The sequence below is a fragment of the Pseudoalteromonas sp. H71 genome (assembly GCF_001468485.1).
GTDB lineage: Bacteria > Pseudomonadota > Gammaproteobacteria > Enterobacterales > Alteromonadaceae > Pseudoalteromonas.
This window is the reverse complement of the sequence record NZ_LODI01000001.1, coordinates 283,758-298,687: the sequence shown is the minus strand read 5'-3', so window position 1 is coordinate 298,687 and position 14,930 is coordinate 283,758. Positions and strand designations below refer to the sequence as shown.

Genomic DNA, 14,930 nt, shown 5'->3' with positions numbered 1-14,930 from the left:
GCTTAAAATGCGCTAAAAGAGGGTTAAATGGCAAACTTAATAGATTTAACAGTAAAAAACAGTGTCGCAATATTAACGATGAACACCGCAGAAAATCGACACAATCCAGCGTTTTTGGCTGAATTTAATTTACACCTTGATCATATTGAGGCTGATAAAAGCATTCATTCGGTTGTGCTCACTTCGGCAAGCGACAAAAGCTGGTCGTTGGGTATCGACCTTGAGTGGATGGCAAATCCAAGCATTTTACCAGCGGCTATTTCTGACTTTATGTTGCAAATAACACAGTTACTACAACGTATTGTTACGTTTCCTATGCCTGTTATTGCAGCCCTTAACGGCCATACGTATGGTAATGGTGCTGTACTGGCTTGTGCCTGCGACTTTAGATTTATGAAGTCAGACAAAGGCTTTTTTTGCTTTCCAGAGGTTGATGTATTGGTCCCTTTTGTACCGTCTATGTTTCCTATTATTAATAAAGCGATACCGCAAACCTTTTTTAATAGGCTAGCAATGACGGGTGAACGCGTGGGCGCGCAACAACTGTTTGAAAATAACATAATAGAAGCGGTATTTAACGATAACGACGAACTACAAGCCGGCGTTTATGAGTTTGCAGCGCAGTTTAATAAAAACCGTTGGATTTACGCTCAAAACAAATCGCAAATGAATAAACACATTTTACACACTATAAAAGAAGAAGACCCTGCCTTTATCAATAACGTGAGTAAAATGTTGTACAAAAATTTGCATAAAACTAAGTAATAACTGAGTTAACGGATGCAGCTTAATCACAATGACATAATTAAGCTGCATAATTAAGCACGCATTAAGGCCCGGTACGCTAAGTTTTCTAAAACTAAATAGCCGATAAATGCGCTTTGTTTAAAGATTAAGTGCTTTTACCTGTCTCATTTTACGTATATGGGTTAAAATACTTCTATAACCAACTAACAAGATAGTGAATGTCAAACCAAGATCCAAATCTCAGTCGAGAACAAGAAAAGTACGAAAACCCCGTCCCTAGCCGTGAGTTTATACTTACTCATCTTCAAGAGCGTTCAAAACCTGCTAACTACGCACAGTTATGCGAAGAACTAGCCGTGAATGACGAAGAGCGTCAAATTGCATTTAAACGTCGCCTTCGTGCCATGGAGCGCGATGGTCAGTTATATTTTAATAAATTTAAATGTTATGCACTTATTGACGAAGCCGGTTTAACCAAAGGCAAAGTAATAGGCCACAGAGACGGTTTTGGCTTTTTAGAAGTTGAAGGCGAGAACAAAGATTGGTTTATTGCCAAACATCAAATGAACATGGTGTTACATGGCGACATTGTACTAGCTAAAGGCACAAAACGTGGCTCTGGCTCAAAATGCGATGCCCGCATTATTAAAGTGCTTACCAACGAGCGCGCACCTATTGTAGGGCGTTACTTTGTTGAACATGGTGTTGCAGTTGTAGTCGCTGAAGACCCGCGTATTACGCAAGACATCATGATTTTACCTGGCAACGAAAACGGTGCCCGCCACAACCAAATGGTGCAGGTTAAAATTACTCAAAACCCTAGCCGCAATATGAACGCGGTAGGTAAAGTTGTTGACGTACTGGGTGAACATTTGGCGCCTGGTATGGAAATTGAAGTTGCCCTTCGTAATCACGATATTCCGCATGTTTGGCCAGAAGAAGTGGACGCACAAGTGGCTCACTTAGGCGAATTTGTCGAAGATGCAGACAAACAAGGCCGCGTAGATTTACGTAACTTACCGCTTGTAACCATAGATGGCGAAGACGCACGCGACTTCGATGATGCAGTGTACTGTGAGCCTAAAAAGTCAGGCGGTTGGCGTTTATGGGTTGCCATTGCTGATGTATCGCATTACGTAGGTATGAACACGCCATTAAATAAAGAAGCCATAGCACGTGGTAACTCAGTTTATTTTCCTGAGCAAGTTATTCCGATGCTGCCAAAAGTACTGTCTAACGGGTTGTGTTCACTCAATCCAAAAGTAGACCGTTTATGTATGGTTGCTGAAATGACCGTATCAGCGGCAGGTAAGTTGTCGGGTTATAAATTTTACGAAGCTGTGATGAATTCGCACGCGCGTTTAACGTACACCAAAGTCAACGCCATTTTACAAAACGACGAAAAGCTTCGCGACGAATACGCCGCCGTAGTGCCACATTTAACTGACTTACAGCAAATGTACATGGCGCTTAAATCAGCACGTCAAGAGCGCGGTGCTATTGAGTTTGAAACACTCGAAACACGCTTTGTATTTAATGCGCAGCGTAAAATAGAGTCTATTGTGCCCGTTATTCGTAACGACGCGCACAAACTTATTGAAGAATGTATGATTTTAGCCAACGTGTCAGCGGCTAAGTTACTCGAAAAGCACGAAGCCAGCGCACTTTACCGTGTACATGACGAGCCCGACAGCGAAAAGCTAGGTAACTTTACTCAGTTTTTAACTGAGCTTGGTATTCAAAGCACATTAAGTGATGAACCAACCCCTAAAGAGATAACCCAAGTATTAGCTAAATTAGGTGAGCGCCCAGAAGCCGAGCTTATTCAAACTATGCTGTTGCGTTCAATGAAACAAGCCGTTTACCAGCCAGATAACATAGGCCATTTTGGTTTAGCGCTTTCGGCTTATGCGCACTTTACATCGCCAATTCGTCGTTACCCAGATTTAGTTGTGCATCGTGCAATTAAAGCGGTACTAAAAGCACAAGGTCAACAAACATCAGGCGCGTATGCTTATACCGACGACGAAGTAGATCAATTAGGCGAGCAGTGTTCAACCACCGAACGCCGTGCAGACGATGCAACTCGCGAAGTAGCCGATTGGCTTAAATGTGAGTTTATGCAAGACCACGTTGGTGATGAGTTTAACGGGGTTATTTCATCGGTAACTAATTTTGGTTTGTTTATACGCCTAGACGACTTACAAATTGACGGACTTATTCATGTTACTAATTTAGGTGATGAATACTTCCAGCACGACGCTGCAAAACATACCCTAATAGGTGAGCACACACATAAAGTTTACCGCCTTGGCGATAAAGTGACAGTGCAAGTTGCCTCAGTTAGTTTAGACGATCGCCGTATAAACTTAGTGCTCAAAGGCGATGTAGCGCAAGATAGATATTCACGCCGTCGTGGACCAAAAGGTAAAGCGCCAGAGAGTGTACGCTCACAGTTAAAAGCAGGCAAAGTACCGGGCAAAAAGTCAGACGACAAGCCCAAAGGTAAAAAAAAGCCAGCTAGTAAAGGCAAAGCTGCTGGTAAGTCGGCGGTTAAAGCTAACGACGGCACCACAAAGAAAAAACCTAAAAAGAAATCGGCTAAAAAGCCTAAAAGACCAGGCAAAAATGCCCGTAAACGTACAAGCCCAGGAGCATAAAATACGTGAGTAATGAATTAATTTTTGGCTTTCACTCTGTTGAAGCAATTTTAGCAAAAGAGCCTGAGCGATTTTTAGAAATTTACGCCCTTAAAGGCCGTGATGATAAACGCTTAACACCGATTATTGATGAAGCACGTAAATTTGGTATTTCAGTACAATTTATGCAGCGTAAAGCGCTTGATAACAAGTCGAAAGACGAACAGCATCAAGGTATTATTGCTAACGTAAAAGCGGCGCCAACGTACAACGAAAAAGATCTAGATGTGATCATTGCCCGTGAAGAAACCCCATTTTTATTGGTACTTGATGGCATAACCGATCCGCATAACTTAGGTGCATGCCTGCGTAGTGCAGATGCGGCAGGTGTTCACGCAATTATTGTTCCTAAAGATAAGTCGGCAAAACTAAACGGCACAGCGCGTAAAGTAGCGTGTGGCGCAGCTGAAACAGTCCCTCTTATTCAGGTTACTAACCTTGCTCGTACGCTTCGTGAAATTAAAGACGCGGGTGTATGGGTAGTTGGCACCGCCGGCGAGACCGATACACACGTATTTGATGCAAGCTTAACAGGCCCAATGGCCATTGTTATGGGTGCAGAAGGCGAGGGGATGCGCCGTTTAACGCGTGAGCATTGCGATGTATTGGTTAAAATTCCAATGGCAGGTTCGGTGTCTAGCTTAAATGTATCGGTTGCAACCGGTATTTGTTTATTTGAAGTATTACGCCAACGTAACGCAAACAATTAAATTGCCCTAGCTTAAAGCTTAAGCATTAAAAAAGCCGAGATTAAATAATCTCGGCTTTTTTGTATCTATTATTTGCTTAGCATATCGTGAGTAAAACGGTTCAGCTAACGAGCCGTTTTACTCAGCAATTACTTAAAAGCTATATGTGTAGCCCATTTGAATACTACGAGGCTTACCTGGCTGAATACCGCCATTAGCACGGTTAGCGATGTACGTTTTATCAAACAGGTTATCAACCGTTAAGTATACTTTTTGGTTGTCGTCGATTAAGTATTTAGCTGCTAAATCCCACACTACACGACTGTCAATTGCATTTAAGCCTGAGTCAGAAAGGTCAGCATGAGAATCAGACACGTAACGTATTTGGCTGTTAACAACAAACGATGCAAACTCAGCGCCTAGCGATAAAGCAACTTGGTTTTCTGGTACGTAAGGCATTGCGTCGCCTTTTTCTACTGAGCCCCAAATTTCTGAATCAAACGTGTTTTTAAACTCAGAGTCAGTGTATGTGTACGTTAATTTAACTGGGAATTGTGCTGCGTCTGTTGCAAATGTACGACCCGCACTAAATTCAAAACCCGACACTTCTACTTCACCGTAGTTGTATTGGTCGCCAATGTTCTCGTCGCTACAACCTACTGCCGCAGTACAGTTACCGTGCATATTGTCGTAATCAGAGAAAAACGCAATCACTTCACCGTTAAAGCCATCCATATTAAAGCGAGAACCAAACTCAAGGTTTACACTTTCTTCTTCTTCTTGGTCAGCATTACCCGGTGCCGCTGGAGCGTAACCTTTTTGAATACCAGCAAGTAACGTTACGTTGTCGTTAAGTGTGTAAGTGGCACCTAACGATGGCACTAAAATTTCAGTATCGTTCGAAATATCTTTAGTTAAGCCATTGCTACGCGTTGGATCTGATTTAGACCACTCTTCACGTGTAATGGTAATGTCTTCGTAACGAAGACCCGCATTAATAACTAACGCGTCTAATGTCCATTCGTCTTGAACAAATAACGTGCTTGCTTTAGCGCTGTCTACACGGTTGCTATCTGAGCCTGGTATACCTTGCGATGTAAGCGTCATGCTTAGATCTTGATTAAGCGTGTACGTGTCTTGCCATTGGAAACGATCCATTTCGTCTTCGTGGTAACGCACACCAACAGTAACGTAGTGATCGCCTGCAGGAATATGTAATTCAGACTGAATGCCTTTTGCTTGGTAATCACGGTTGTTAGCTTTAACACCAATACCTTCAATACCTTCACTTGTTGGGTTTGCTTCAAAATCGCTATATTGTTCAAGTGTGCTTGTGCCTACACTGCTTGCTTTATACCAGTTACGATGAAAATCGTTTAGGTAAGCGGTTGCAAGTAATTCGTAGCCTTCGCCAAAGCGGTACGCGTAGTTTAGTTGGTAAGCATTGTGGCGAGTATTCATTTCATCGTTTTGTGATGCAGCGTAACGGCGATTTGGGTTTGCTTTGTAATCTTCGTCAGTTAAGCCCATGTAAGTTTCGTCTGATGTTTCGTCAGAGTATTTTACTTTTAGCTCAATGTTATGCGCATCGTTTTGACCAAACGTATGGCCAAATTTTAATAGTAAATCTGTTTTTTCAAAGCCCGTGTTGTCGCTGCCAACAGGAAGCTCTTTAAAGCCATCTGCGCCGTAAGTAAATACTTCAACTAAGCCAGACGTGTTGTTTTTTTCTTTACCAAAGTATGCGTGGCCTTTGTAGTAGCCATCGCTACCAAGGGCTGCATCTACCATACCTTTAGAGCTATTTGGCTCGGTTGGTAAGCTACGAGAAAGTAAGTTTAAAACACCACCTGTAGTACGAGGACCGTACTTAACAGAGGCCGCGCCTTTTAATACTTCTATTGTTTCCATACGACCCATAGTAGGGAAGTAATAAGCAGAAGGTGCGGAATAAGGCGCAGGTGCGACTAATACACCATCTTCCATTACAGAAATTTTATCGTTACGGCCGGTACCAGTACCGCGCATACCAATGTTAGGGCGAAGGCCGTAGCCATCTTCTTCTTGAACGTAAACACCCGGAACAGACGCTAAAACACGCGAAATATCGGTAAACTCAAATTTTTGAAGTTCTTCGTCAGAGATAAAAGTAGCCGAACCAGGAATGTCGTTTATAGCTTGCTGTGAGCCAATAACTGTAATTTGTTCAAAGCGTTGTTCTTTATCGCTGGTGTCTTTAGCCATTGCAGTGGCTGTAAAAGACAAAGCAACCGCAGTTGCAAGAGTAGATACTAAAAACTTAGGGTTCATTTTTGTCCTAATCACGTTGATTATCTGAATTTGCGTAATTTGAACACGTTAACGAATGCGAATCAATATTATTTAGTATAAAACTATTCATTTTTTTAGAACTAAAAACATATATTATGTAACTTAATTAACTTTTTTATATCTTTTGTATTGTTTTGTAATCGTGACGCTAGGTATAAAGTTGAGTGTGTGTTTTATTAGCCTAAACGCAAGGCAATAAACTCAGCAAGCTTATCTACCGCATTTTCAGACTCACCTGAACTTTTAACCAAGCTAATACCAATGTCGCCCAGTGCAGGTAGGTATTTAGTTTGTACTTGGTAATTAAGCTCACTGGGTACGGTACTTTTTGCAAGTACTGTAATGCCAAGCCCTTCTTTTAAAGCCGCAATAAGCCCAGTTAAGTCGGCGTTACTATATACAATACGGTATTTTATGCCGGCACTTTTAAGCGCATCGGTAGCGCGGCGGCGATAAATGCATCCCTCTGGCGCGGTTACCAAGGTAACTACTTGGTTTTGTGCTTGGTTTAAATCGCCCACCCATACCAATTGGTCTTGCATAAAAATAGGAAATTTACTTGAGGTAAGTTGCTCGTTTAGCGCAAGAACTAAATCAAATTGGTCTTGCCTAGAAGCCGATAATAAATGCTTACTTAAACGCGATTTAACTTCAAGTGATACCTCTGGGTAAAGCGCCACAAAGTCGCCAATAATAGAAGGGAGTATACGCGCTGCAAATTCGCTCGGTATGCCTAAGCGTACTTTTCCGGCAATGCTCTCTGAGGTAAATTGCTGCAAAATGGCGTCGTTGTATTGCATCATCTGTTTTGCCATGGGCAATAATAGTTCGCCGTACTGGTTAAGTACTTGGCGCTGACCTTGCTTTTTAAATAGTTTATAACCTAATACATCTTCTAAGCGCTTTATTTGTAAGCTTACCGCAGGCTGTGAAAGGCCTAAAAAGTCGCCTGCTTTGGCAAACCCGCCTACATCTACAATCATTACAAAGGTGCGTAAACTGTCGGTTGATATATTTTTCATATTTAAAATTACAATTTATGTGGCCACATATATAAGTATTATTTATCAATTGATAAATAATTACAATTTGTTGTTACAGAGCCCGCGCAATATAATTTTGAGATTAAAAATACACAGGTCTTTGTTATGACTTTTAACCCAATAATGTTTGCCCGCCACAGCAACGCCAACAGCGCGGTTATAAACGCTTTGCAAGCAAATAACAGCACAGTTGTAATGGATTTTAGCGGCAGCGAAGCTTCTGTATTTTTAAGCAGTATTTTAGGCCACGATTTAACAAAACTAACAGCCAGCGGTTTAGGCTTAAAAGGCACGCTAGACGGCGATTTCAATTCTGACTTTAGCTACGCCGTGTATTATTTCAGCGAAACTGCCTTTCGATTTGTATTACCTTACAGCGCAAGCCTTCAATTACAGTCACTTATAAACGAACAACAGCTTCGTTTTGATATTGACTACGTTATTCGTACCGACTTAACCAGCTTTACCTTAAGCGGCGAAAACGCCTTTGATACGTTAGTTGATGCCTTTAAGTTAACACCCGGTTTGCGATTATCTGACGCGCAATTATGCTACGGTGCGCAAAGCGGTGAGGTATTTATTACCGCAATTGATAACAAAGATGAGCAGCATTTTGTGCTCATAGCTAAAGCGCCAGAGCTACAAAAATGGCAAAGCTATATGCAAACGCAGGGTTTTGCTGTCATGCAAAATCAGGCCGCATAACAAAACAATCAACAGGTAAACATAGCTATGTTTGCCTGTTTTTAATTTAAGCCACGCCCATTAAGGGTTAATTTAAAACGTGAAGGAATGTTATGACTTCTAAAACTGTACTACATGCTAAGCACCTAGAAGCGGGCGCAAAAATGGTTGATTTTCATGGCTGGGAAATGCCAATCAACTACGGCTCACAAATAGAAGAACATAATGCAGTGCGTAACGATGCAGGTATGTTTGACGTATCACATATGACCATTGTTGATATTGAAGGCGACCAAGCTAAAGCATTTTTACGTAAGCTTGTAGCAAATGACGTGGCTAAATTAACCGTACCGGGCAAAGCACTTTACACGGGCATGCTTAACGCGCAAGGCGGCGTAATTGACGACCTTATAATTTACTTTTTCAGCGAAACGTTTTACCGCCTAGTGGTTAACTCGGCTACGCGCGAAAAAGACTTAGCGCATTTAGCTAATGTATCGAGCGATTTTGCCGTTACAGTGACTGAGCGCCCAGAGTTTGCAATGATTGCAGTACAAGGCCCTAACGCACGCGAAAAAACAGGCACGCTTTTAAATGCAGAGCAGCAAGCAGCAGTTGAAGGTATGAAGCCGTTTTTTGGTGTTCAAGTAGGTGATTTATTTATTGCTACAACGGGTTATACTGGCGAAGACGGTTACGAAATTGTAGTACCAAACGACCAAGCAGCCGATTTATGGCAACAACTGCTAGATGCAGGTGTAGCGCCAGCTGGTTTAGGTGCGCGTGACACGCTACGTTTAGAAGCAGGTATGAACCTTTACGGCCTAGATATGGACGAAAGTGTATCGCCACTTGCTGCTAACATGGCATGGACTATTGCATGGGAACCTGAAGATCGTGACTTTATTGGCCGTGACGTACTGGTTAAACAACGCGCCGAAAAAAGCACCGACAAACTTGTTGGTTTAGTACTTGAAGAAAAAGGCGTATTGCGTAGCGGTTCAAAAGTAATTGTTGACGGTGGGGAAGGGGTTATTACCTCAGGTACTTTCTCACCTACACTTGGTTTTAGTGTAGCCCTTGCACGTGTACCACGTTCAATAGGCGACACAGCTCAAGTAGAAATGCGCAAAAAATTAGTTAACGTTAAAGTAGTGAAGCCTAGCTTTGTACGTAACGGTAAATCAATAATTTAAATTTGGTGTTATCACCCAATAATACCAATTATGTTGAGTTATTAACCACTTACAGCTACGGATAAATAGAGTGATAACAAGGCATTAATTTTGATATGTAGTTGTTCTACCTGAAAAATTAATAACGATGTTAGCGCTTTATTTAGACCGCTAGAGTGGTTAAATATTTAATTTGATTGGTATCATAACCAAAGGAACAAGATAATGAGCAATATCCCTACTGAATTAAAATACGCTTCTTCACACGAGTGGGTTCGCAACGAAGGTGACGGTACCTTTACTGTAGGTATTACAGAGCACGCACAAGAACTACTTGGTGACATGGTATTTGTTGAATTGCCAGAAGTGGGCGACGAAGTAGACGCAGGCGAAGATTGTGCAGTAGCAGAGTCGGTTAAAGCGGCATCAGACATCTACGCACCAATTAGCGGCGAAATTGTTGCCATTAACGAAGAGCTAGAAGACGCACCTGAAACAGTAAACAACGACGCGTACGGTGATGGTTGGTTATTCCGTGTTAAAGCATCTGATGAGTCTGAACTAGACAACCTATTAGACGCTGAAGGTTACTCGCACACTATCGACGAAGAGTAATCACTCTTCATTGATACTTAAAAGCCCCGTTTTATGTTTGATGGGGCTTTTATGATTTTATCGCCAACTTTCCATACCATTTTGACGTTAAATCATCATATATTTTAATTAATACTAGTTACCCATTAGTATTTAGGATCATAGGAATCTAGACACATGTCAAACGCCAAATCTCTTGAGCAGTTAGAGCAAAAGCAAGATTTTATTCGCCGCCATATTGGGCCAAGCCCCGCTCAAGTAAGCGATATGCTGAGCGCTTTAGAAGTATCGAGTGTACAAGAGCTGATCGATCAAACTGTACCGGCTAACATTCGCCTAGAGCAACCGCTAAGCATTGGCGAAAGCCGTACTGAAGTTGAAACACTAAGCTACTTAAAGTCAGTAGCAAGCAAAAATAAAGTTTTCAAATCGTACATTGGCCAAGGCTACCACCCAACACATGTACCGCACGTGATTTTACGTAACGTACTAGAAAATCCGGGTTGGTATACAGCGTACACGCCGTACCAGCCAGAGATTGCACAAGGGCGTTTAGAATCGTTACTAAACTTCCAAACTATGACCCTAGATTTAACAGGCCTAGATTTAGCAAGTGCGTCGTTACTTGACGAATCAACCGCTGCTGCCGAGGCAATGGGCCTAGCAAAACGTGTATCAAAAGCTAAAAAAGCCAACGCCTTTTTTATTGCCGACGACGTACACACACAAACTATAGACGTAGTAAGCACCCGTGCTGAGCAATTTGGTTTTGAAATCATTATTGGTAAAGCGGCCGACGCCGTTAACCACGACATTTTTGGTGCATTATTCCAATACCCATCTACATCGGGTGAAATAGTTGACGTAACCGACCTAATTGCCGGCGTGCAAAGCAAAAAGGCCATTGCCTGTGTTGCTGCCGACATTATGAGCTTATTACTATTAAAAGCGCCGGGTAAATTAGGAGCCGACGTAGTACTTGGTTCGGCTCAGCGTTTTGGTGTACCAATGGGTTACGGCGGACCACATGCTGCATTTTTTGCAACACGTGACGCGTACAAGCGTTCGTTACCAGGGCGTATTATTGGTGTATCTAAAGACCGTTTAGGTAACGACGCACTGCGCATGGCAATGCAAACGCGCGAACAACACATTCGCCGCGACAAAGCCAACTCAAACATTTGTACAGCGCAGGTACTGCTTGCCAACATGGCCGCGTTTTACGCGGTGTACCACGGCCCGCAAGGCTTAAAAACTATCGCGCAGCGTATACATCGCTTTGCTGATATTTTAGCAATTGGCTTAAAAGCTAAAGGTGTAGCACTTAAGCACAGCACGTGGTTTGATACGCTAACAATCGTTGGCGACAACAAAAACGATGTAATAGCACGTGCCATTGCACATGGTGTTAACTTTGCTACAAACCACGATGGCGAATACTCAATATCGGTTTCAGAAACCACAACGCGTGCCGATGTAGCTGAGCTATTTGATATTGTACTAGGTGAAGGCCACGGCCTAAGCGTAGATGCCATTGCAGCCGATATTGAAGCAAACGGTAGCGACTCTATTCCAGCAAGTTTAGTGCGTGATGACGAAGTATTAACGCATCCAAACTTTAACAGCTACCACAGCGAAACAGACATGCTTCGCTACATTAAGCGCCTTGAAAACAAAGATTTAGCGCTTAATCACTCAATGATTTCGTTAGGTTCATGTACCATGAAACTAAACGCGACCGCTGAGATGATCCCCGTTACATGGCCTGAATTTGCAAACCTTCACCCATTCTGCCCGCTAGACCAAGCAGAGGGTTACCAAATAATGATTAACGAGCTACACGACTGGCTAGTTAACATTACCGGTTACGATGCGGTTTCACTACAGCCAAACTCGGGCGCACAAGGTGAATACGCAGGCTTAATTGCCATTCGCAAATACCACGAGTCACGCGGCGATGCGCACCGTAACGTATGTTTAATTCCAAGTTCTGCGCATGGTACTAACCCTGCGTCGGCACAAATGGCCAGCATGAAAATTGTGGTGGTTAACTGTGACAAAAACGGCAACATCGACATGGCCGATCTTAAAGCGAAAGCTGAAGAAGTGTCTGAAAACCTGTCGTGTGCCATGATCACATACCCATCTACCCACGGTGTTTACGAAGAAACCATTCGTGAACTATGTGACATTATTCATGAGCACGGCGGCCAAGTTTACATGGACGGCGCAAACATGAACGCACAAGTAGGCGTAACAAGCCCGGGCTTTATTGGTTCAGACGTATCGCACTTAAACTTGCACAAAACGTTCTGTATTCCGCACGGTGGCGGCGGCCCAGGTGTAGGCCCAATTGGTGTTAAATCGCACCTTGCGCCATTTATGCCAAACCACAGCGTAATAAACGTACCAGGTACCAACATTAACAACGGTGCAGTATCAGCAGCGCCTTACGGCTCAGCGGCTATTTTACCTATTTCATGGGCTTACATTACCATGATGGGCTCAGAGGGCTTAAAACAAGCCACCGAAATGGCCATTGTGAACGCTAACTACTTAACGCACGAGTTAAGCCAGCACTTCCCAATTTTATACCGTGGCCGCAACAACCGCGTTGCTCACGAATGTATTGTTGATTTACGCCCATTAAAAGAAGCGTCAGGCATTACTGAAATGGACGTAGCTAAGCGCCTACAAGATTACGGTTTCCATTCACCTACTATGTCGTTCCCAGTAGCTGGCACATTGATGATTGAGCCAACAGAGTCTGAGTCAAAAGGCGAGATAGACCGCTTTATCGAAGCGATGGTGTCAATCAAAGGCGAAATCGACAAAGTAATCTCTGGCGAATGGTCAATCGAAAACAACCCACTTGTGTTTGCTCCGCATACACAAGCTGACGTGTTAGGTAACGAATGGGACCGCGCGTATGACCGTTTTTACGCTGCATTCCCAGTACCAAGCGTTGCTAAAGATAAGTTTTGGCCAACGGTTACACGTATAGATGATGTATACGGCGACCGTAACTTAGTATGTTCATGCCCAGCGGTAGAGACTTACCGCGACTAATTTTTGAAAAAATTCCACTTTAGAGTGGGGATTTATCGAAATTATAAAAGCCGTTGCAGCAATGCAGCGGCTTTTTGTGTTAAAACGTTGTAGACGCACAGCTTGCTGGCGTGTTGGGCGAAGCCCAAAAGGTATTTAATTGTTGTTGGCGTTTAGCTTGCTGACGCGCGGGCGGTAGCTCGAATAAGTATTTGAATAGGTGTTTGAGGTTTATAACCACCGATAATGTGAATGCATTTCGCGCTTTTTAAATATTAGAAACCTTATTCAAGGTTTTTTGCCAGATTGCTGGCGGCAACCAAGGGGCGGCTACCGCCGACCGGCCCTTGGAACCCCACGGCGCCCCGAGCATCACGCTATTTCCTTCAAATCACAATTGATGTGAACATAAACGGCGAAGATAGGCCATCCATGGCCTAGTTTCGCCTTATCGCGCATCCATGCGCGATATTACTCATCAATTGCTTCTTTTCAGGGCGCGATGACGGGGGAGGTGGGTTAAACGTGAGGTTGATGTTTGGTCTTGGCAAGAAACAAGACCTGATAATCATATAGAAAGCTCCTCGAGTTTTTCGATACAGTTGTGTTGTTCAAAACATAAACAGTATCACGAGGAGCTTAGTATGAAACTATATGGTGGAATTGACTTGCATTCAAATAATAGTGTTATTGCTATCATTAATGAACACGGTGAAACGCTTACCGCTAAGCGTTTAAATAATGACATGTCTGTCATTTTATCTTATCTTTTCTCAGTCCTTATAAAGACAATTTAAAAGGACTTGTTGTTGAATCAACTTTTAACTGGTATTGGTTAGTCGATGCTTTAATGGATGAAGGGTTTAAACTTCACTTAGCAAACCCCGCTGCAATTAAACAGTATTCAGGCTTAAAGCATGCTGATGACCACAGTGATGCGTGTTGGTTAGCTGAAATGCTACGTTTAAACATTCTGCCTGAGGGCTATATTTATCCTCGAGAGCTCAGGGCTGTTCGCGACTTAATGCGTAAACGAATGGACATTGTTCAACAGTCCACTAAAAACTTATTATCAGTGCAAAGTTGTTACATGCGTCATCTTGGATACAAGCTCAGTAGCAACAAAATCAAACAAATGGCCGCTATCAGAAAATGCGTCAATGTTGAGCAAGTACACACCGATTTCAGCTCAACGAATACAGCACTGTCGGTCATTTCTAACCTTTCATTAATACGCTGTGCTCAACAGCAAATCAACGCAATAGAGAGTGCTATTTTACAACAAACATCGCTCTCCCCTGAGTTTATAAACCTAACCAGTATCGATGGGATTGGGAATACGTTAGCACTGACCATTATGTTAGAAACAGGCACTATTAAACGTTTTGATAGCCCAGGTAATTTCTCCTCCTATTGTCGCTGCGTTAAAGGTGCAAAATACAGCAATGGGAAGAAGAAAGGCGCTACAAATCAAAAGAATGGTAATCGTTACTTAGCGTGGGCGTTTACTGAAGCCGCTAACTTTGCCATTCGGTATAACCCAACAATTAAAAAGTATTATCAACGCAAGTTAGCTAAAACAAATCAAGTTATTGCGATTAAAACCGTTGCACATAAACTGGCAAGAGCGTGTTACCACGTGCTGAAAGACAACGTCCCATTTGATGAACACAAGGCTTTTTCTTAACGACCATAAAACGGAATTAGGTTAACGTGCTGAGTTAAAAACGGGGTTGGTAAAACCATCAGATCTGATTGAGCCTGCACGTTAACCGCTCTTATTTAAATGTTGGGTATGCCCACTGTCTGAGCCACACAGGGTTGGTTATGTAAAAAACATAAACCACAGATTTGTTATTGAGTAGCGTGAGAATGCTGCCAAAACTGGACTGACATTGGTACTAAACGATGACTGAGGCG

The 14,930-nt window shown here is 42.7% G+C and carries 9 protein-coding genes and 1 pseudogene; 8 read left to right on the top strand and 2 right to left on the bottom strand.

All coding sequences use genetic code 11. The features are described 5' to 3' along the window. Positions 1-27: 27 nt before the first annotated feature. From ATS71_RS01335 to rlmB, 3 genes are all read left to right on the top strand, one after another. On the top strand, positions 28-765 hold the full coding sequence (locus tag ATS71_RS01335; protein ID WP_058403194.1) for an enoyl-CoA hydratase/isomerase family protein: 738 nt from the start codon (positions 28-30) through the stop codon (positions 763-765). A 200-nt stretch (positions 766-965) separates the two neighbouring features. Further along, complete coding sequence (gene rnr, locus ATS71_RS01330; protein ID WP_058403193.1) at positions 966-3,407, top strand: ribonuclease R; 2,442 nt, start codon at positions 966-968, stop codon at positions 3,405-3,407. 5 nt (positions 3,408-3,412) lie between these two features. Continuing rightward, entirely contained in the window at positions 3,413-4,156 is a 744-nt protein-coding gene (rlmB, locus tag ATS71_RS01325) for a 23S rRNA (guanosine(2251)-2'-O)-methyltransferase RlmB (protein ID WP_006794097.1), read from the top strand. Positions 4,157-4,288: 132 nt separating this feature from the next. Here the strand turns inward: rlmB and ATS71_RS01320 are convergent, their stop codons facing one another. Continuing rightward, on the bottom strand, positions 4,289-6,445 hold the full coding sequence (locus ATS71_RS01320; RefSeq protein WP_058403192.1) for a TonB-dependent receptor family protein: 2,157 nt from the start codon (positions 6,443-6,445) through the stop codon (positions 4,289-4,291). Positions 6,446-6,642: 197 nt separating this feature from the next. Further along, entirely contained in the window at positions 6,643-7,488 is an 846-nt protein-coding gene (locus ATS71_RS01315; protein WP_058403191.1) for a LysR family transcriptional regulator, read from the bottom strand. Between the two features lie 126 nt (positions 7,489-7,614). On the opposite strand from ATS71_RS01315, the gene ATS71_RS01310 reads away from it, so the two are divergent. The 5 genes and pseudogenes from ATS71_RS01310 (at position 7,615) to ATS71_RS01290 (ending at position 14,697) form a co-directional block, all read left to right on the top strand. Then, on the top strand, positions 7,615-8,214 hold the full coding sequence (locus ATS71_RS01310) for a hypothetical protein (protein WP_058403190.1): 600 nt from the start codon (positions 7,615-7,617) through the stop codon (positions 8,212-8,214). A gap of 92 nt (positions 8,215-8,306) precedes the next feature. Further along, complete coding sequence (gcvT, locus tag ATS71_RS01305) at positions 8,307-9,389, top strand: glycine cleavage system aminomethyltransferase GcvT (RefSeq protein WP_058403189.1); 1,083 nt, start codon at positions 8,307-8,309, stop codon at positions 9,387-9,389. A 204-nt stretch (positions 9,390-9,593) separates the two neighbouring features. After that, the gene (gene gcvH, locus ATS71_RS01300) at positions 9,594-9,983 is read left to right on the top strand and encodes a glycine cleavage system protein GcvH (protein ID WP_058403188.1); all 390 of its coding nucleotides are present in this window, start codon (positions 9,594-9,596) and stop codon (positions 9,981-9,983) included. Between the two features lie 156 nt (positions 9,984-10,139). Then, entirely contained in the window at positions 10,140-13,031 is a 2,892-nt protein-coding gene (gcvP, locus tag ATS71_RS01295) for an aminomethyl-transferring glycine dehydrogenase (protein WP_058403187.1), read from the top strand. Positions 13,032-13,654: 623 nt separating this feature from the next. Continuing rightward, a pseudogene (locus ATS71_RS01290) lies at positions 13,655-14,697 on the top strand (IS110 family transposase). Positions 14,698-14,930: the final 233 nt, after the last annotated feature.